Here is an 18,641-nt window from a genome sequence, read left to right on the forward strand (position 1 = left end):
AGGCGCGCCTTAGCGGAATTCGGCATCGACGGCAAGGATGCGCGGCGCTTGGTGTCTTTTGATGATATCAAAACCGGCCGTTAGATACGTTTGGCCTCCGGTGTCGAGACCAGCACGGCCGAAGCGGCGTTGGCGACAGCGAGGGCCGGCCGCAGGGCCTGTCCCCTGGCAAGGGCTGCGGCCAGCGCGCCGACGAATTCGTCGCCCGCGCCATGCGTGCTGACAACCTTGACCGGAATGGCAGGGAGCGCGAAGGCTTCGCCGCTCCGGTCACAACAGGCGACACCTTCGCCGCCCGCCGTGACAATTGCCGTGGGGCAGAGATCGACAAGGCGTCGCGCAGCCTGCGCCGCACCGTCGAGCGTTTCGACCACCGCCATGCCGGCCAGGAACTCGGCCTCGATGGCGTTGACGATGAGGATGTCGACCAGCGCGATCAGATCATCGGAGAGTTTGCGGGCCGGAGCCGCGTTGAGCACGACCCGGCCGCCCCTCGTTTTCACCGCGCGCGCGGCGGCGATGTTGGCGGCCTCAGGCACTTCGTTCTGCAGCAACAGCACCGCCGTCTGGGCCACCACTTCGGAAGGAGAGGCAATGTCGGCCTCACCCAAAGTGAGGTTGCTGCCCGAGACGATCACTGCGCCGTAATCGCCTTCCGCGTCGAAGATCGCGACGCTCATGCCGGAGCCTGTATTTCGCGCCACACGCACACAGCTGTGGTTGACGCCGGCGCGCGTGAGATTGGCCAGCAGAGCCGTGCCGAAATCATCGTCGCCGACGGCTCCGATCATCGCCGCACGCACGCCGGCGCGCGCCGCCGAGATCGCTTGATTGCCGCCCTTGCCGCCGCATTTCGGGTGCCAGGCGTGACCGGTTACCGTCTCGCCCTTGCGTGGCCGGTCAGGCGCATCGACCATGATGTCGTAGTGCAAGCTGCCAAACACGGTGACCAGTGGCGGATTGCTCATGAGCCACGGTCTTTTCGTTTTGATTTCACCGCCGACATGGTGCGGCCAAGATTGCGCTCCGCCGCCTGGTAATCGCGCTGCGCCACCGCCACGAACAGCGCGTCGAGAATATTGAGCTGTGCAATGCGTGCCGCCGCGTTTTCTCCCATCAACGGCGAGCCCTGTGCGGTCGAGCACAGCACGATGTCGGCTAGCCCAGCGAGTGGAGAACTGTCGTAGTTGGTGATGGCGAGCGTGCGCGCGCCATTCTTGCGGGCCAGCTGAATGGCATCGATGACGGCCGACGTGTTGCCCGAATGCGAGAAGCCGACGGCGATGTCGTCGGCGCCGAGCAGCGAGGCCGACATCAGCATCATGTGCGAATCGTCATAGACCGATGCGCGGATGCCGATCCGCAGGAATTTGTGCGAAACGTCGCGTGCGATCTGCGCCGAACCGCCGACGCCGTAGAAGTCGCGATTTGAAGCGCGGTAGAGCAGATCGGCGGCGCGGTCGAAATCCTCGATGTCGAGTATGGCGAGGGTTTCCTCCAGCGCCTGGATGGAGGTGCGAAACACCTTTTGCACGATCTCGGCCGAACTGTCGTCGACCGACAGTTCCTGGTGCATTTCGGCGGTCGGCAGGCGGCTGTATTCATAGACGGCGGTGCGAAAGTCGCGATAGCCGGAGAAGCCAAGCTTCTTGGCGATCTTGACCACCATCGCCTCCGACACGCCGGCTTCCTCGGCGATCTGCTTCAGCGGAATCGTCTCGTCGAAACCGCGCCGGCCAAAAACGGTTTCTACCACCTTGGCCTCGAGCGGGGTGAGATGCGGCATCATCATGCGGATGCGCGGCCCCACGGCTTTCAGATCCAGCCCACTCAGGCTCATATGTCCGGTCCAAGCATGATTTCCTGGACGATGGCCTGCGATGTCACGGCGTCCTGGCTGCCCATGGCGGCGGACAGCCGGTTGTCCTTTTCCAGCCGCTCGACGACGCCGAGCATGCGCCTGACAGTGGCGATGTTGACTTCGCATTCGCGCACAGGATCGAGCCCGGTCATGTCGGGAAACGTGTCGAAATAGATCGCGCCGGCGTAGCCGTCGCGGCGGATCTGGCGCAGCAGTTCGACGGTCTGCAGCGTATGCACCGCGCCGACCATCAGGCCGTCGTCGCGCTTGGCGTAACCATCGTTGAGATGCACGCCGAGCAGCTTGCTGTGGCGGGCGATCAGGGCGGCGGCAAAGGCCGGCTGCTCATCGGCATAGAGCACATGGGCGAAATCGAGCGTGACGCCGAGATTGGGCAGGCCGACCTCGCGGATCGCCAGCAAGGTCGTCGCCGCATCAGGCATCAGGCTATAGGAGCGTGGTTCGTTGGGCTTGTATTCCAGGCTGATCTGGCAATCGGGATCATGCGCGGAAACTTCACGAATCCCATCGATTTCGTGTTGCCAGAGCGTCGCATAGTCGGCCTGGAAGGCATAGTCGAAGCCATCCTGACCAAGCCAGAGCGTCATCAGGCTGGCGCCGGCCTCGCGCACGGCGTCGATGCCAGCCTTGGTTAGGTCGATGGCTTCGCGGCGTACCACTGGGTCCGGATTGGTGAAGGCGCCGAGCTTGAAGGCCGGATTCGAGTAGTAGCGCATGGCGAAGCCATTGATGGAAAGCCCGAGGTTACCAAGCTTGCGGGCGATTCCAGTTGGCTTTTCGCCGACATGGTCGGGGAAATTGAGATCAAGATCAGTCAGCCCTGCAACCTTGGCGGCGCGCGCCGCCATCTGCATTAGCGACGGCTTGCCCGAAAGATCGGGCCATTCGGCCTGTGGCCGTGAGGCAAAGGAGTTCAGGCGCGTGGCAAAACGATTGGCTGTCATGATTGACCCTTCAAGACTCATAACTTCACATAAACACAAATATTTGTAAAGTTATCGTTTTAAAGGGCTGCGAGCAGCGGCCTGGCCGTATCCCGGCCAAGTTGAGCAGCGCAAATGCGCACCGGGAACCGGCTATTTCCTAATCGCTGTAGGCTGGAGAACCTGTCAGGGTGGCGGCGGGATCAGTGACGAGACTGGACTCCTCACACCGCAGCCTTGCGGAAGCGGGCGACGAAATCGTCGAGTTCTGGCCGCTCCATGTCGGAGATCGCCCAGTAGGAGAAGGCGCCGTCGCTCCAGTGCACCATAGAGAAGCCGCCCGAGGAAACGTCCTTCGGTTCGGTGACTCGGCCGCCTTGCTGCGGTTCGGCAACCAGCGTGATCAGGTGCTCTCGGTGGCGGTAGACCAGCGCCGGCACCGGACGACCGGAGACGACCTCGACCCGGCCGCCGATCAGCGCGAAGCCGTCCGTGGCAAGATCGGGCGCCGGCGGCGACACGCCGATGCGGGCGTCGAGCCACGGTTTCACCGTGTGGCGGTCGGACGAGACGATGTCGATCGGGCTGGCGGCGAGCAGGCTGCGGCGATGGTCGCCGGCGATCTCGGCGGCGACGCTGTCCGATGCGGCATTGAACATCACCCACTGCGTGGCGCCGCTGGCCAGCACCGCGGTCATGACGATCGACGCCGCCATGGCGCGCCAGTCGAACGAGCCGAAGCGGCGCGCCCTTGGCGATGGCCTCGCCTGGGACGGCCGCGTATCGGTCGCTCGCCGTTGCTGGGCTGCCCCGGCGATCAATCCCGGCAGCGCCGGCGGTGCCTCGTCCTGCGCCTGTGCCGATGCCGTACCGATCGCCGCGATGCGGGCTCGAAAGGCATCGCTGACATCGGGGCGCGGCAAGCGGCCGACTGCGCCTTGCAAGGCGAGGATGCGGGCGTGTTCGGCGGCAAGCTTCGGATCGGCGGCGATGCGGCGTTCAACGGCAAGTGCGGCCGCCGCATCGAGTTCGCCATCAACCAGAGCGTGGATCATCAGCATGATGCCTTCGGGATCGTTGGGCAGTCCGTCATCATGGGCGGTCATGGCGCTCTCCCAGTTCGGACGCAAGCAGGCTGCGAGCCCGCGCCAGCCGTGACATCACCGTGCCAATCGGCACGCTGAGCATCACCGATATGTCACGGTAGCTGAGGCCATTGATGTCGCGCAGCACCAGCGTCTCGCGAAAAGGCTGCGGCAGGCCGGCGATCGCTTTCTCCAGCGCCGCCGTCTCGGCCTTGGCGATCAGGCTCGCCTCCGGGCCATCTTCATCCCGCACATTCGTGCCGTGTGCAGCCGCCATCTCGTCGAGATCGCCGAGATCACCGACGGCCATCATGCCGCGCGGCCGGTTGCGCGACATCCAGGTGTAGGACGTGTTGCGCACAATGGTCAGCAGCCAGGCGCGCGGGTTGCCGCCAGCATAACCGGCAATGCCGGTATGCGCCTTGATGCAGGCATCCTGCACGACATCCTCGGCGTCGGCGGCATTGCCGGTAAGCCAGCGCGCCAGCGCAAGCGCGTCGCCGAGATGCGGCAGCACCACTTCGTTGAAGCGTTCGGCCATAGCCTTCTCGCTCAAAGCAGCACCATGATCCGACACTCCGGGGCGGATGGGCCGTGCGCATTCAGCGTGCGACGGCGATCTCGCCCTACGGGCCAACCCCGCAGGAACAGGCAAGGCTGCCTGTTGAGGCGAAAGTGAATTCATCTGCGTCACCAGTGTCAAGCGCCAGGCAGGAGACGCCGATGACGATCATACGGTCCAACTCATGACGAGACGGCTGATGCCGTGGCCATGGTGGCTGTCCTCGTATCGATGCGGCATATCCGTCTCCTCAACGCCAGCGATGGCGTATACCGAGAAGACCTGTCGCGGCCGGGATTTATTCCCGCAGCGCGCAAATCCGGCTGTTCACAGTCGCGTGATCAGCCGGTTGCATCAGCTTTGTCTGACCTGGTTGGTGCTCAATCCGGCCAGCGCAAGGCGCCGGACGAATCCTTTCGCGGCTGTTTTATCGCATCCGCCGGCCGCTCGGCCGCCGTCAGCACGGCGCGCAGGCACTCGGCGACGATCTCGGCCTCGCCGGGATGCAGGTTGCAGGGGTCAAGGAAGAAATGGCCGCGCTCGACCTCGTGGTTGCGCACGATGATCGGCGGCGAGCCGGCCGCCAATGCCGAGGCGAGGCCGGCGGCGGTGAAGCGGCTTTCGGGCGAGATGAAGATCTGCAGCCGGTCGAGCGGGTTGGCGGTGGGGTCGGGAATGATGTGGGCGGCGATGCCCGGTATGCCTTGCAGCGCGCTCTTCCACAGGTTGAGCGCCGCTTCCTCGCGCCGGCGGATGCCAGCATGGTCACGTTTTTCCCAGGCTTCGAGTGCCGCCATGGTGCCGGCGATGCTTTCCTTGCCGACCTTCATGGCGCGGGCGACGCCGCGGTTCTGCAGATAGGCGGCCCGCACCAGATCCTTGCGTCCCGTGACAATGCCGCTGGTCGGCCCCGAGAGGAATTTATGGCCGCTGTAGACGACGATGTCGGCGCCGCGCGCCAGGAAGCTGCGCAGATCATATTCGGAGGCCGCATCGACGATCACCGGCACGCCCCTGGCGTGGCAGATCTCACAGAATTCCTCGAGGGAAAGCATGCCGTATTGCACGGTGTGGTGCGCCACGACGTAGAGCGCCGCCGCGGTGCGCTCGTTGATCGCTTCGCGCACATGGTAATCCTGGGTGACGCTGACCGTGCCCGCCGGAATGACCTTGGCGCCGGCGATGCGGATCGACTGGTCGATCGGCGCGCCGTAATTGACGATATGACCAAGCTGGATGACGACTTCCGACTTCAGGCCTTCGGTGTTGTCCGGCAGGCGCTCGATCGCCAGAAGGTTGGTGCCGGTCATCGCGCCGGCGATCGCCATGGTGATGCCTGAGGCGCAGCAAGCGGTGATGAAGCCGGCCTCGCCGCCGGTAAGGCGAGCGGTGATCACGCTTGCGGCGCGCTGCAGATCGTCCATCTCAACCCATTGCGAGGCGATCTCGGCCATGGCGCTGATCGCCTCGGGAACAATGATCGAGGCGCCGAGCGTCGTCATCGTGCCGGAGACGTTGATGATCGGCCGCAGTCCCAGCCGTTCGCGGATCGTGGTGTTGGAGCCGGTGTCGGAATAGGTTTTCATGTCAGCAAATCCCTTGACTGTCAGTCGGCGATCTCGACGACCGCTTCGATTTCGACGGTGATGTTTCCAGGCAGCGAGCCGACGCCGATCGCCGAACGGGCATGACCGCCAATCTTGTCGAAGACGTTGGCGAACAGGTCCGAGCAGCCGTTGACGACTTTCGGGTGGTCGCTGAACGTCGGCGTCGCATTGACGAAGCCGAGCAATTTGACGACGCGCACGATGCGGCCGAGATCGCCGGCGGCGGCATGCATGACGGCAAGTAGATTGAGGCCGGTGAGGCGGGCATGCTCATAGGCCTGCTCGACGGTGACGTCCTCGCCGACCTTTCCGGTGCACAGCGTGCCGTCGGCGCGCAGCGGCCCTTGGCCGGAGAGGAAGATCAGCCGGCCGCTTTCGGCATGGGTGACGAAATTGGCGATCGGCGTCGGCGGCTCGGGCAGCGTCAGGCCGAGTTCGGCGAGCCGGATGTAAGGCGTCATGGAAGAATTCTCCTTGGGGCGGCTTCAGCCGCCCACGTCAGAAATGCGAGGCGCGGAACCGCGCCAGGAAAGAGCGCAGGCGCTCATTGGTGGTCTCTTGGGCGAGGATCTCCTTCGGCGGACCGACAGCGCTGACACCGCCATCGGCCATGAAGACGATGCGGCTCGAAGCGTCACGGGCAAAGGCCATCTCGTGGGTGACCATCACCATGGTCATGCCGTCTTCGGCCAGGCTGCGGACAACGGCCAGCACCTCGCCGACCAGCTCGGGGTCGAGCGCGGAGGTGATCTCGTCGAGCAGCAGGATCTTCGGCTCCATGGCGACGGCCCGCGCTATGCCGACGCGCTGCTGCTGGCCGCCGGATAGTTCCGCGGGCAGGCTGTCGGCCTTGTGGGCGAGACCGACGCGGCTCAGCCAATGCTCGGCGATCTGGCGCGCCTCGGCCTTGCTCTTGCCACGCACCTTGGTGAGGCCGAGCATGATGTTGCCGGCGGCGGTGAGGTGCGGAAACAGGTTGAAGCTCTGGAACACCATGCCGGTCTCGGCGCGCATGGCGGCCAGGTCGCGCTCGCTGCGCCGCTGGCGCGTGCCGGCCTCGCGAAACCCGACCTCCTTGCCGTCGATGCGGATCGAGCCCGAGTCGTAGCTTTCGAGGAAGTTGACGCAGCGCAGAAGGGTCGTCTTGCCGCTGCCCGAAGGGCCGATGACGGTGACCACCTCGCCCTTGTCCACCTTGAGGCTGACCGAGCGCAGCACCTCGACCGAACCGAAGGCTTTCGAGACCCCGGCAATGTCGAGAAGGGCTGGATTATCGTGCGAGCTTGTGGCCATCGTGCTAATCCCGGATGAAGGCAAAGCGCCGTTCCAGCCGCCGGCTGGCGTAGGAAAGCGCATAGTTGACGGCGAAGTAGATGAGGGCGCCGAGGATATAGAGCGGCATCGCCTCATAGGTGCGGCCGATCACCTGGTTGATCGCCTGCATCAGGTCGGTGATGCCGAGCAGCGAGACCAGCGCGCTGCCCTTGACCGCGTCGGTGACGCCGTTGATCCAGGGCGGCAGGAAGCGCCTGAAGGCCTGCGGGAAGATGACATAGGTGAGCCGCTGGCGAAAGGTCAACCCGATCGCCATCGCCGCCTCGGATTGGCCTTTCGGGATGGAGCCGACCGCGCCCCTGAGATACTCGATGACCTGCGCCGTCTTGAACAGAGTGAGCGCCAGCACAGCGGCCCAGAAGGACTCCAGGTGGACGCCGACGGCCGGCAGGCCGTAATAGACGAAGAATATCAGCACCAGGATCGGAATGCCGCGGATGGTGTCGCTGAAGATACGCACCGCCCAGCGTAGGGGTGCTGGACCGTAGACAAGGCCGACGCCCATCGCCACGCCGGCCACGAGCGAGAAGACCACGACCAGAAGCGACACCCACAGGGTCAGGGCGAAGCCCTGGGCGAGGAAAGGTAAAGCGTAGAGGATCTGGCTCAGCATGTCAGCGTGCCGCCCTGAACCGGCGTTCGACAAGGCGCAGCGCGAAAAGCAACACATAGCCGGTCAGGAGGTACATCGCGGTCGTCACAAGATAGACCTCGACGATGCGGAAGGTGTTGAAATTGATCCACTGGGCGCCGTAGGTGAGCTCGGGCACCGAGATGACCGAGGCGACGGAGGTGTCCTTGAACAGCGACAGGAAGGTGTTCGAAAGCGCCGGCAGCGTGATCCGCAGCATCGTCGGCAGGCGCACGTGAGTGAGCCGCTGCCAAGGCGTCAGGCCGATTGCCTTGCCGGCATCCAGTTGTCCGCGCGGGACGGCTTCCAGACCGGAGCGGAAAACCTCGACCAGATAGGCGCCGCTATAGACCGACAGCGTCAGCACGAACGAGGTTGGCGCGCTGTAGGCGAGGTCGACGACCGTCGGCACGCCGTAAAAGACGAGATAGACCAGCAGGATCAGCGGCACGTTGCGGATGAATTCGACATAGGCCGCGATGATGGCGCGCACCACGCGACCGGCCGAGACATACCAGACCGCCAGCACCAGGCCGATGACGACACCGATGGCAATCGAGATCACGGCAAGCTCGAGACTGAGTAGCAGGCCACCCCACAGCTTGTCGAAATGCCGCCAGATCAGGTTGAAGTTGAGGGCATAGCCCATGCGTCTGCCTCAGTACCCAGCGTGGCATCGCGCGCTGTCGAGGAGAAGGAGGCGGAAGAGCGTTTGCTTGCCCCTCCGCCGGCTAGTGTCAGATGACCGGGAAACCAGGATGCCGCGCCGGCGGCTCCAACCCGAAATAGTCCTTGAATGCCGCGTCGTAGAGCGCCGTTTCATGACCGAACATTGCGGTCGCGAAGGTCGTATTGACGAAGGTCAGCCAGTCAAGATCGCCCTGCCGCAGTGCGGCGCCATAAAGCATCGAGAACCAGCTCTTGCCAGCATCGAAGTACTTGTCGGGATTGCGCGAGGCGAGCCAGCGGACCGTCGAGAGATCGACGGCGGCTGCGTCGACGCGCTTCGATTCCAGCGCCTGCAGCACGTTGGCCTGGGTGTCGATCTGCATCACCTGTGACTCCGGCAGGACGAGATGCACATTTGCCTCGGCATCGACGTTCTGCAGGATGGAAATGCGCGTCGCAGCACCGCCAGCGAGCAGCTTGTCGAACGTCTTGTTCTCGGCAGTCGGAAGGGTCAGCAGCGCGACGCCTTCGACGTAGTACGGCCTGGAGAAGTTGATCAGCTGCGAGCGCTGGGCGGTCATAGTCATGAACTGGATGGTGATATCGACCTTATTGGTGGTCACGTTTGGAATGCGCTGCGCCGGGTCCTGCATGACGAACTCGACCTTGGTCGGGTCGTCAAAAAGTCCCTTGGCCAGGATGTGCCCCATGGTGATGTCCATGCCGACGAGTTCGCCGGCATCGTTTTCGAAATGCCACGGGGCGTTGGTGCTGCCGGTGCCGACGATCAGCTTGCCGCGATCGAGAACGGTACGCAGCAGGCTGTCGGGTGCTGCCTGAGCCGCCGCCTTCTCGGCGTTGATTGCGGTCACTACGCCGGCCGTTGCCAGTCCGGCCATGCCCAGTTTCAGAAAATCTCGCTTGGATGTGTCGTTCACTGCGACCTCCTGTTCGTTTGAGTTCCCCTTACAGGCACATGCGTCGCCTACGTGAATTGTCTCTTACAAAAGACACATGTATCCTATACAAGACAGATACTAACATCAGGAATCAGTTATGCAAGACAGCAATGGGATCACCGATCAGCCAGTTCTTGGCCCAGCCGCGGACAAGACCTCGGGCTCGCGGGAAAAAGGTCTCAACCGGGTGCTGGAGATCCTGGAGTTCCTGCATGTCACGCAGCGCGCCATCGGCATTGGCGACCTTGCCAAGGGGGTGAATGCGCCGCGTTCGACCACCTATACGCTGGTGCGTTCGCTGGTCGACGCGGGTCTGCTGGAGATGGAAGGCGACGGTAACCGCGTCTATTTCGGCAAGAAGCTCTACCTCTACGGAATGGATTATGTCCGCGGCAACGACCTGCTCCGCCGAGGCCGGCAGGAGGTCGACAATCTGTCACGCGAGACCGGCGAGACTTCCGAATTGTGCATGCTGCAAAGCGGCCGCTATACCATCGTCCATTCCAGTCCGGGCACCAGGCCGTTCCGGATCAGCTCCGCCACCGGCCTGCAGATCCCGCTGCCATGGACGGCATCGGGGCGGCTGCTTCTGGCCGGGCTTGAGAGGGCGACTATCCGGGACATGGTGTCGGAGAGCGACCTTTTGCTGCCGGATGGCCGCAGGCTGCAGCTCGACGATTTCATCGCCGATATCGCGACGGCCCGGACGACGGGCTATTGCATCACGTCGGGGCTGGTCGACGCCTATACCAAATGCCTGGCCGCCCCGGTCTTCTCGGCGGCCGGCAATGTCGAGGCGACGATGTGCCTGGTGGTGCCGATCGATACCGCGAAGGAAAAGACCGACGAGCTTGTTGCGCTGTTGCGTGAACGCGCCGCAAGGCTTTCGATCCCGGGATAAGGGGTCAGGCTCCGAGGCTATCGCTCAGGCGATAATGTCCGGAATGATCTTGTCTTCCAGCGCCATCAGCCGGTCCTTGAGGAACAGCTTCTTCTTCTTCATGCGCTGGATCTGCAGGGGATCACAGCCCATGGCTATCATCGCATTGATGGCCGCGTCGAAATCGGCATGCTCTTGTTTCAGCCGAGAAAATTCGAGGCGGATATCAGCCTGTTCCTGTTCGGACATTATCTACCGTCTGCACGTCTGCGGCGCCCAATGATGGGCCTGATTGGGCGGGACCGGCGGGGTTTTGTAGCCGGCGCGCAGCCCATACCACATTTCACATTGTCGTGGAATGCTACCACGCAGCATTCGACATCTCAGTTGGATGGTGGCAGACTGTCATGGTGCCGTCACAGATACGACCTGCGGTGGACGTGCCTTTGACGGCTGCAATCGAGGAAACCATGAAAGGGAGAACCAATCATGTCTCTTGCATCCCATCTTGATGAGTTGCAGCGGAAACACGGTGATATCGAGCGCGAGATCGATGATGCCATGAACCATCCATCGGTCGACGACCTCGAAATCGTGAATCTCAAGCGACGCAAGCTGGCACTCAAGGACGAGATTGAAAAACTGAAGGCGAAACCGACGACGCACTGACGCCCTTCCTGGACTAGACGCGCCGCTCCGGCGCGCATCCATCGCTCCGGTGGCGAGGCGCCGCCGGAGGATAGTCGTTGTTACTGTTTCCGACACTATTGACCGGTCGACACCGTCTGTGACGGGTCGCCGCGCCACTGCGATTTGGCGGCTCAGCCCGCCTGTCGCCATTGACAAGCCATCTTTGCTCCTCCACCTCATGCCCGAACCTCAGCGCAATGCGCTGATAACTGTTTGAGCGTAGGTTTGCGCGTCAACGCGAACGCAGGTCGCTCAGGAGCTCAAGAGGCTGCCGGCATGACCGGATATTTTTCCTCCCCCTTTCCGCGCCGCGCATCGGTCGGCGTCGATGTCGGCGGTGTGACCGTCGGCGGCGGCGCGCCGGTCGTCGTGCAGTCGATGACCAACACCGACACCGCCGATATCGATCAGACCGTCGCGCAGGTTGCTGCCCTGCATCGCGCCGGCTCCGAGATCGTGCGTATCACTGTCGACCGCGACGAGAGCGCCGCCGCCGTGCCGCGCATCCGTGAGCGGCTCGAACGGCTCGGCATCAATGCGCCGCTGGTCGGCGATTTCCATTATATCGGCCACAAGCTGCTCGCCGATCATCCGGCCTGCGCCGAAGCGCTGGCCAAATACCGCATCAATCCCGGCAATGTCGGCTTCAAGGACAAGAAGGACCGCCAGTTCGCAGCGATCGTCGAGATGGCGATCAAGCACGACAAGCCGGTGCGCATCGGCGTCAACTGGGGTTCGCTCGACCAGGAGCTTTTGACCCGGCTGATGGACGAGAACCAGCGCCAAGGCTTTCCACTGACGGCGCAGGAGGTTACCCGCGAGGCGATCGTGCAGTCGGCGATCCTGTCGGCCGAAATGGCCGAAGAAATCGGCTTGACCCGCGAAAAGATCATCCTGTCGGCCAAGGTCAGCGGCGTGCAGGATTTGATTGCCGTCTATACCGAGCTTGCGACGCGCTCCAACCATGCGTTGCATCTCGGCCTCACCGAAGCCGGCATGGGCTCCAAGGGCATTGTCGCCTCGTCGGCCGCCATGGGCATTCTTCTGCAGCAAGGCATTGGCGATACCATCCGCATCTCGTTGACGCCGGAGCCGAATGGCGACCGCACGCGCGAGGTGCAGGTGTCGCAGGAACTCTTGCAGACCATGGGCTTCCGCCAGTTCGTGCCGATCGTCGCCGCTTGCCCCGGCTGCGGCCGCACCACATCCACCGTGTTCCAGGAACTGGCGCAGAACATCCAGGCAGACCTGCGCAAGAACATGCCGGTCTGGCGCGAGAAATATCCCGGCGTCGAGAATCTCAAGGTCGCGGTGATGGGCTGCATCGTCAACGGCCCCGGCGAGTCCAAGCATGCCGATATCGGCATTTCGCTGCCCGGCACCGGCGAGACGCCGACGGCGCCCGTCTTCGTCGACGGCAAGAAGTCGGCGACGCTGCGCGGGCCGTCGATCGCCGCCGATTTCGAGAAAATGGTCGCCGACTATATCGAGCAACGGTTTGGACAGCACGGCAAGGCCGCGGCCGAATAGGCCTATGCGCGAGTTGCTCAAAGCCGGTGTGATCCTGCTTTGCGGCCTGGGTTGCGCCGGACAGGCCCTCGCCGATCCGCCGCAATCGCGCTCGGCTGCGAAACGATTGATCGGCCGCGTCTGCGACCTGATCGAGGCGCATGCCGAGCAGAACGGCCTGCCCAAGGATTACTTCGCCCGTCTGATCTGGAAGGAAAGTCGTTTCGACCCCAATGCGGTGAGCCCGGTCGGCGCTGAAGGCATCGCCCAGTTCATGCCGGGCACGGCCAAGATGCGTGGCCTTGCCGATCCCTTCGACATCGACCAGGCGATCCCGGCCTCGGCAAAGTATCTCGCCGAGATGAAGGTCAGCTACGGCAATCTCGGCCTCGCGGCCGCCGCCTACAATGCCGGCGAGAACCGGGTGTCGCGTTGGCTCGGCTCCGGCGGCTTCCTGCCGATGGAAACCGAAGCCTACGTCTTCGACGTCATGGGCGAGCCGGTCGACAAATTTTCCGACAGCGCCTACGCCGGAACGGTCGAGCCGCTCGATGCCAAGACCAGCTTTGCCGTCGCTTGCCGCAAACTGCCGGTGATCATGTCGAGAACCGTCGCCATGGCCTCGATCAATGTGAAGCCGTGGGGCGTGCAGGTGGCCGGCAATTTCCGCCGGGGTGCTGCGATCAATCAATGGCTGCGGGTCAGGAGCCGGTTTCCGGCGCTGCTATCCGGGCATGATCCGGTGGTCAGCCGGGTGCGCACGCCGATCGGCCGGCGGGGCATTTATGCGGTCAGGATCGGTGTCGACGACCGCGCTGCGGCCAATGTCATCTGCCAGAAGCTGCAGAGCGTCGGCGGCGCCTGTATCGTCGTGCGCAACCGGTAGGCATGGTCGCATGGCGCCGTTGGACGTATTGGAAGCGCGGGAAGCCGCGCGTGCCGACAGGCTGCCCGGCCTGGCGCGCTGGCAATATCCTCGCGTCCACAAGGGCATGGATTACGACCTCGAAGTCGACACCAGCCAACTGACGCCGCTCGAATGCGCCCGTCGCATCCAGCAGGAATTTCAGCTATAGGCCGGCGCTTAAGTGGCCGGGCTTGCCTTGGCTCTTACGAACGACAAGGGCAGTGAATGTTAGACGGCTACATAATCTGCGGTACGCCGAGAACCGGAAGCACTTTGCTGTGCGGCTTGCTGGCATCGACGAAGACAGCCGGCGATCCGCACTCGTTCTACCGGCGGCAGAACATAGCCGAGTGGGCCGAAGAGTGGCATTTGCCGCATCCCGAGACGATGAGCGCGCATGATTTCGATGTCGCCTACCTCCGGGCGGCGATCAGGGCCGGGAAGGGCGGAACAAGCGTCTTCGGCCTGCGCCTGATGCGGGAAAATCTGGATGAGCTTTCGGCGATCCTCGACGGGATTTTCCCGGATCTGCCGTCGGACAAAGCGCGCTTTGAAAAGACCTTCGGCCGTGTTCTCTACATCCACCTTTCGCGCGAAAACAAGCTGGCGCAGGCGGTCTCGCTGATCAAGGCTGAGCAGACCGGGCTTTGGCATATCGCGCCCGACGGAACCGAGATCGAAAGGGTCGCACCGCCGCAGGAACCCCAATACGATTTCGAGCGGATCCAGCATGAACTTGCCAAACTCGAAGCCTATGACGCGGCCTGGAACACATGGTTTGCGGAGCAGGGGATAATGCCGCTGCGGATTGGCTATGAGCGGCTTTCAAGCGATCCGGCGGCTACGTTGATGGCCATCTGTGCAGCGCTCGGCGTTCAGGCGCCGAACGCGGAGGATGTGAAGCCTGGCGTCGCAAGGCTCTCGGACGAAACAAGTCTCAACTGGATGCGCCGCTATCGCCTGGACGCGGCGATTTGATCAAGCCGTCTTCGCCGCCACAGTCTCGCTGAGCCAGGTGCCGATCTTGCTGCCGAGGCGGTCGGGCGAAACGGGCTTGGGCAGATAGTCGTCCATGCCGGCCTCGATGCATTTGTCGCGGTCACCCTTCAGCGCGTGCGCGGTGACGCCGATGATCGGCGTATGGTTGCCGGTCCCCGCCTCCGCCGCCCGGATGGCGCGGGTCGCCTCGTAGCCGTTCATCTCCGGCATAGAGACGTCCATCAGGATCAGCTTCGGCCGCAGCGCCCGGTACATCTCGACGGCGGTGCGGCCATTGCCGGCGATCCGGTAGCTGAGGCCAAGGCCATTGAGGATCTGGCCGAACACCAGCTGGTTCACGTCATTGTCCTCGGCAATGAGGATATCGATCGGGCCGTTCGGCGTGGTCGTCGATTCGGGCACCGTGGCCGCAGGCATCACCGGGCCGCGAATGACGGTAAAGGCCGGTGGCGCCACCGGTGCCGCCTGCGCAACAACGGGCTCGCGAATGAATTGGGCCTTGCCGATCTGGGCGCGGGCCTTCTGGATGACCGAGATGACGGTGCCGAGCAGGATGGCCGAGCGCGCCGGCTTGGTCAGGTGCGCGGCAATACCGAAATCGATGACCATTTTGCCGAAATCGACCTGGTCGACCGAAGTCAGCAGCACCATCGGGATGGCGGAGAGACGGCTGTCGGCGGCAATCGCCTTGGCGACGTCGGCGCCGTTCATGCCGGGCATCTGGTAGTCGAGGATAATGCAATCGACGGCAGCACCGAGCTGGCTGGCCCGGTCGAGGAAGGCGAGGCCGACAGCGCCGCTTTCGGCGGCCGCGCAGTCGAAGCTCCAGCTTCTGAGCTGTTCCAGCAGGATCTCGCGATTGACCGGGTTGTCGTCGATGACCAGCACACGGGCGCCGGTGACGTCGACAGGCACGATCTCGTCGCGCGAGTCCTGCTGATGCGCAGGCAGCGGCACGGCGAACCAGAAGACCGAGCCGCGGCCGATTTCGCTTTCGACGCCGATCTTGCCGCCCATCAGGTCGACGAGACGGGCGGCAATCGCAAGGCCGAGGCCCGTGCCTTCATGGCGGCGCGTCGACGAGCCGTCGACCTGGGCGAATTTCTCGAACACGTTCTCAAGCTTTTCGGCCGGAATGCCGATGCCGGTGTCCTCAACGCGGACCTTGAGCTGGACCAGACCGTCGACCACCTCGCCGCCGACATCGATCAGCACATGACCTTTTTCGGTGAACTTCACCGCGTTGCCGAGCAGATTGGTGACGATCTGGCGGAAGCGTCCGGCATCGCCGACGACATGGGCCGGCAGGCGTGGGTCGACACGCACGATCAGCTCGAGATTCTTTTCAGCGACGCGCGCCGACACCAGCGTCGCCACGTCCTCGACCGCTTCGGCAAGGCGGAAGGGCGCCGGATCGAGCGTTAGCTGGCCGGCATTGATCTTGGAGAAATCGAGGATGTCGTTGATGATGGTGAGCAGCGCATTGCCGGATTTGACGATGACGTCGGTGAAGGTTTTCTGGCGTGCGGTCAGGTCGGTCTTGGCAAGCAACTCGGCCATGCCCAGCACGCCGTTCATCGGCGTGCGGATCTCGTGGCTCATATTGGCCAGGAATTCCGATTTGGCGCGGTCGGCCGCTTCGGCCTTGAACAAGGATGCGGCGGATTCAGTGAAGGCGCGGCGGATCGCCTTTTCCATCGGCCGGAAGATCCACAAGGCGGCAATGGCAAGAACCGCAAACAAAAGGCCGCTTGCCCACAAAAGCAGCCGGTCGCTGGAGGCGTCGGCCAGATGGCGTTCACTGTCCATGGCGGTGCGCACCCGCACCAGCATCGGCTGGACGAACAGATCGTTCTGGTTGAGGATTTCGCGCGAACTCCATTCGTCGGTCTTTTGCGCCGCCGACATCAGGTTGAAGTTGCGCACCATATCGCGCGACGACCAGAACAGGTCGCCGTTGACCGAAGCGGAGGAGAGTTCGTTGAGGGTCCTGGCCGACAGGCTCGGCTTGATCGCGGCAAGCTGGGCCGAGAGCGTTTCGATCTCACCGGTCAGGCGTTGCGAATGGCCGCGCGCGGCGGCGGCAAGGCCGTCACGGGTTTCCGTGCGCCAGGCGGTGCTGGCGGTTTCGGCAAAACTGGAGGCATTGCGCAGATCGCGGGTGAAGACGACGAGATTGCTGCTCAGCGCGTCGACGTCGTGACGAAAGGAATTGACGCGATTGAGTGCAAACATCACGGCGGCGGAGGCCAGCGCGAAGATCAGCAATCCCGAGATATAGCGGATCCGGATCGAACGGATGAAGGAAGAGTATTCCGGCATGCGCAACCCCAACACATACGCATCATTTTAATGGTCGGGATTACGCTTGATTTACATTAAAATTTCGTTCGCGCCGGTCGCCTCACATCTCCCGCAGGATGGCGGCATGCAATAAAAACCTCGCATGCATGTCACACCACCCGATCCTGTCTCGTCATGATGTCGTACCCAACAAGAAGGACTGCAATCATGACCGCCAAAATTGACCTCTTCGCCGCTGCCCCTGCGTTGATCAAGCAATGGCAGCGCGCATCGACGGAGCTCTCTGTCGCCGCCGGGCTCGAGCACAGCCTCAACGAGCTCGTCAAGCTTCGGGCGTCGCAGATCAATGGCTGCGCCAACTGCATCAACCTGCATGCGACCGAAGCCCGCGAGAATGGTGAGACCGAGCAGCGCATCTATCTGCTGCCGGCCTGGCGCGAGGCGCCTTGCTACACCGATCGCGAACGTGCCGCGCTCGGCTGGACCGATGCGCTCACGCGCCTCTCGGAGGGGCAGGACCGCGAACGCGCCTATGCCGATTTGAAGGCGCATTTCACCGAGGAGGAGCAGGTCAAGCTCACCATGTTGATCAACATCATCAATGGCTGGAATCGTATCGCCGTCGGCTTCGGGCTCTACACCGACGCGGCAGCGATACGCTCCAGCGCCAAGGCGGCGGCCGCCTGATGACGGAGGCACCTCCCGAGGATGCTGCCGCGGGCTTCGGCCCGCTGCGGCCGAGGCTGATGCGGGTCGCCTACCGTATGCTGGGTTCGGTGACCGATGCCGAGGATGTCGTGCAGGAGGCCTTCATTCGCTGGATGGGAACCGATCGGTCGCAGGTCCGCGAGCCTGAAGCGTTCCTGCGCCGTACGGTGACGCGGCTTTGCCTCGACCAGCTCAAATCAGCGCGGCGCCAGCGCGAAACCTATATCGGCCCTTGGCTGCCCGAGCCGATCGTGGAAGAGGACGACCTGGAAGACGTCACTCTGCCACTGATGCTGGTGCTGGAGCGGCTTTCGCCGCTGGAGCGGGCGGCCTTTCTGCTGCACGACGTGTTCGGGCTGGAATTCGAGGAGGTCGCGACCGCCATCGAGCGCGACTCCGCCGCCTGCCGCCAGCTGGCAGCCCGAGCACGTGGCCACGTCCGCCAGGCCCGGCCCCGCTTCAAGGTGGAGAAGCAGCGCGGCCTCGAAATCGCCGAGGCCTTTTTCGCGGCGTCGCGCAGCGGCAATATTCAGGCGCTCGGCGCGCTGTTGACGGCTGATGTCAGTTCGCATGCCGATGGCGGCGGCAAGCGTCCGGCAGCCTTGGCGCCGGTGCTGGGTTTCGACGCCGTCATGAAGCAGTACGCGCAGGTGGCAACCTGGCTGCGTGACAACCCCTCGACCCTGGTTCGCGTCGGTTTCATCAACGGACTGCCGGGGTTCGTCACGCGGGAAGCCGATGGCGAACTGCAGACGACCGCGCTCGACATCGAGGCCGGCAAGATCGCGGCCGTCTATGTCATGCGCAATCCCGACAAGCTCAGGCATTTGCACTAGCTGTAGACTCATAAGCCCTGAATCAGAATCCGGCGCAATGTGAAAGCAGCCGGTCGGCAAACGACCTCGTTCCGGCTATTGGTCATCCGTGCCAACAGGGCAACCAGAGGACATACAGTCACTGCATATGTGGTCAAACCACTCGGGAGAGCGGC

At 63.4% G+C, this 18,641-nt stretch carries 21 protein-coding genes; 8 read left to right on the forward strand and 13 right to left on the reverse strand.

Annotation, left to right across the window (positions count from 1 at the left end; translation table 11 throughout):
- Window positions 1-80: 80 nt before the first annotated feature.
- The 11 genes from FJV77_RS25330 to FJV77_RS25380 all read right to left on the reverse strand — a co-directional run bounded on the left by FJV77_RS25330 (window position 81) and on the right by FJV77_RS25380 (window position 9,632).
- Window positions 81-968 carry a ribokinase gene (locus tag FJV77_RS25330; RefSeq protein ID WP_142869318.1) on the reverse strand — a complete coding sequence of 296 codons (888 nt, stop codon included), beginning with the start codon at window positions 966-968 and terminating at the stop codon, window positions 81-83.
- Window positions 965-1,840, reverse strand: coding sequence for a MurR/RpiR family transcriptional regulator (locus tag FJV77_RS25335; protein WP_142869319.1), 876 nt, complete (start codon window positions 1,838-1,840; stop codon window positions 965-967). Before FJV77_RS25335 ends, FJV77_RS25330 begins: the two co-directional genes overlap by 4 nt.
- Window positions 1,837-2,826, reverse strand: coding sequence for a TIM barrel protein (locus FJV77_RS25340; RefSeq protein WP_142869320.1), 990 nt, complete (start codon window positions 2,824-2,826; stop codon window positions 1,837-1,839). The genes FJV77_RS25335 and FJV77_RS25340 overlap by 4 nt, the downstream gene beginning before the upstream one ends.
- Before the next feature lie 203 nt (window positions 2,827-3,029).
- A complete protein-coding gene (locus FJV77_RS25345; RefSeq protein ID WP_142869321.1) occupies window positions 3,030-3,911 on the reverse strand; it encodes an anti-sigma factor in 882 nt (293 codons plus the stop codon).
- The gene (locus FJV77_RS25350; RefSeq protein ID WP_246691381.1) at window positions 3,898-4,431 is read right to left on the reverse strand and encodes a sigma-70 family RNA polymerase sigma factor; all 534 of its coding nucleotides are present in this window, start codon (window positions 4,429-4,431) and stop codon (window positions 3,898-3,900) included. Before FJV77_RS25350 ends, FJV77_RS25345 begins: the two co-directional genes overlap by 14 nt.
- 401 nt (window positions 4,432-4,832) lie before the next feature.
- A complete protein-coding gene (locus FJV77_RS25355; RefSeq protein WP_142869323.1) occupies window positions 4,833-6,038 on the reverse strand; it encodes an aminotransferase class V-fold PLP-dependent enzyme in 1,206 nt (401 codons plus the stop codon).
- Between the two features lie 20 nt (window positions 6,039-6,058).
- Window positions 6,059-6,520 carry a RidA family protein gene (locus tag FJV77_RS25360; RefSeq protein ID WP_142869324.1) on the reverse strand — a complete coding sequence of 154 codons (462 nt, stop codon included), beginning with the start codon at window positions 6,518-6,520 and terminating at the stop codon, window positions 6,059-6,061.
- Window positions 6,521-6,557: 37 nt separating this feature from the next.
- The gene (locus tag FJV77_RS25365) at window positions 6,558-7,352 is read right to left on the reverse strand and encodes an amino acid ABC transporter ATP-binding protein (RefSeq protein ID WP_142869325.1); all 795 of its coding nucleotides are present in this window, start codon (window positions 7,350-7,352) and stop codon (window positions 6,558-6,560) included.
- A gap of 4 nt (window positions 7,353-7,356) precedes the next feature.
- Window positions 7,357-8,007: an amino acid ABC transporter permease gene (locus tag FJV77_RS25370; protein ID WP_142869326.1), complete on the reverse strand. Its 651-nt coding sequence runs from the start codon at window positions 8,005-8,007 to the stop codon at window positions 7,357-7,359.
- 1 nt (window position 8,008) lies between these two features.
- Window positions 8,009-8,674: an amino acid ABC transporter permease gene (locus FJV77_RS25375; RefSeq protein WP_142869327.1), complete on the reverse strand. Its 666-nt coding sequence runs from the start codon at window positions 8,672-8,674 to the stop codon at window positions 8,009-8,011.
- 88 nt (window positions 8,675-8,762) lie between these two features.
- Window positions 8,763-9,632, reverse strand: coding sequence for a transporter substrate-binding domain-containing protein (locus FJV77_RS25380; protein ID WP_142869328.1), 870 nt, complete (start codon window positions 9,630-9,632; stop codon window positions 8,763-8,765).
- A 118-nt stretch (window positions 9,633-9,750) separates the two neighbouring features.
- On the opposite strand from FJV77_RS25380, the gene FJV77_RS25385 reads away from it, so the two are divergent.
- Entirely contained in the window at window positions 9,751-10,554 is an 804-nt protein-coding gene (locus tag FJV77_RS25385) for an IclR family transcriptional regulator (protein WP_142869329.1), read from the forward strand.
- Window positions 10,555-10,578: 24 nt separating this feature from the next.
- On the opposite strand, the gene FJV77_RS25390 is transcribed toward FJV77_RS25385, so the two are convergent.
- Window positions 10,579-10,782 carry a YdcH family protein gene (locus FJV77_RS25390; RefSeq protein WP_112559568.1) on the reverse strand — a complete coding sequence of 68 codons (204 nt, stop codon included), beginning with the start codon at window positions 10,780-10,782 and terminating at the stop codon, window positions 10,579-10,581.
- A 240-nt stretch (window positions 10,783-11,022) separates the two neighbouring features.
- Between FJV77_RS25390 and FJV77_RS25395 the strand changes: the two genes are divergently transcribed.
- The 5 genes from FJV77_RS25395 to FJV77_RS25415 all read left to right on the forward strand — a co-directional run bounded on the left by FJV77_RS25395 (window position 11,023) and on the right by FJV77_RS25415 (window position 14,617).
- Window positions 11,023-11,202, forward strand: coding sequence for a YdcH family protein (locus FJV77_RS25395; RefSeq protein ID WP_095487303.1), 180 nt, complete (start codon window positions 11,023-11,025; stop codon window positions 11,200-11,202).
- 297 nt (window positions 11,203-11,499) lie between these two features.
- On the forward strand, window positions 11,500-12,753 hold the full coding sequence (gene ispG / locus FJV77_RS25400) for a flavodoxin-dependent (E)-4-hydroxy-3-methylbut-2-enyl-diphosphate synthase (RefSeq protein WP_142869330.1): 1,254 nt from the start codon (window positions 11,500-11,502) through the stop codon (window positions 12,751-12,753).
- A 4-nt stretch (window positions 12,754-12,757) separates the two neighbouring features.
- Window positions 12,758-13,618, forward strand: coding sequence for a lytic transglycosylase domain-containing protein (locus FJV77_RS25405; protein ID WP_142869331.1), 861 nt, complete (start codon window positions 12,758-12,760; stop codon window positions 13,616-13,618).
- Window positions 13,619-13,628: 10 nt separating this feature from the next.
- Window positions 13,629-13,808 carry a hypothetical protein gene (locus tag FJV77_RS25410; protein ID WP_246691382.1) on the forward strand — a complete coding sequence of 60 codons (180 nt, stop codon included), beginning with the start codon at window positions 13,629-13,631 and terminating at the stop codon, window positions 13,806-13,808.
- Between the two features lie 56 nt (window positions 13,809-13,864).
- Window positions 13,865-14,617 (forward strand): Stf0 family sulfotransferase, encoded by a 753-nt coding sequence (locus tag FJV77_RS25415; protein ID WP_142869332.1) that lies wholly within the window; start codon window positions 13,865-13,867, stop codon window positions 14,615-14,617.
- On the opposite strand, the gene FJV77_RS25420 is transcribed toward FJV77_RS25415, so the two are convergent.
- A complete protein-coding gene (locus FJV77_RS25420) occupies window positions 14,618-16,960 on the reverse strand; it encodes a response regulator (protein ID WP_142869333.1) in 2,343 nt (780 codons plus the stop codon).
- A 189-nt stretch (window positions 16,961-17,149) separates the two neighbouring features.
- Between FJV77_RS25420 and FJV77_RS25425 the strand changes: the two genes are divergently transcribed.
- Together FJV77_RS25425 and FJV77_RS25430 are read left to right on the forward strand one after the other, a co-directional pair.
- A complete protein-coding gene (locus FJV77_RS25425; protein ID WP_142869334.1) occupies window positions 17,150-17,629 on the forward strand; it encodes a carboxymuconolactone decarboxylase family protein in 480 nt (159 codons plus the stop codon).
- The gene (locus tag FJV77_RS25430) at window positions 17,629-18,486 is read left to right on the forward strand and encodes a sigma-70 family RNA polymerase sigma factor (protein ID WP_142869335.1); all 858 of its coding nucleotides are present in this window, start codon (window positions 17,629-17,631) and stop codon (window positions 18,484-18,486) included. The genes FJV77_RS25425 and FJV77_RS25430 overlap by 1 nt, the downstream gene beginning before the upstream one ends.
- Window positions 18,487-18,641 lie beyond the last annotated feature (155 nt).

It is taken from the genome of Mesorhizobium sp. WSM4306 (genome assembly GCF_007003975.1).
Taxonomy (GTDB): Bacteria; Pseudomonadota; Alphaproteobacteria; order Rhizobiales; family Rhizobiaceae; genus Mesorhizobium.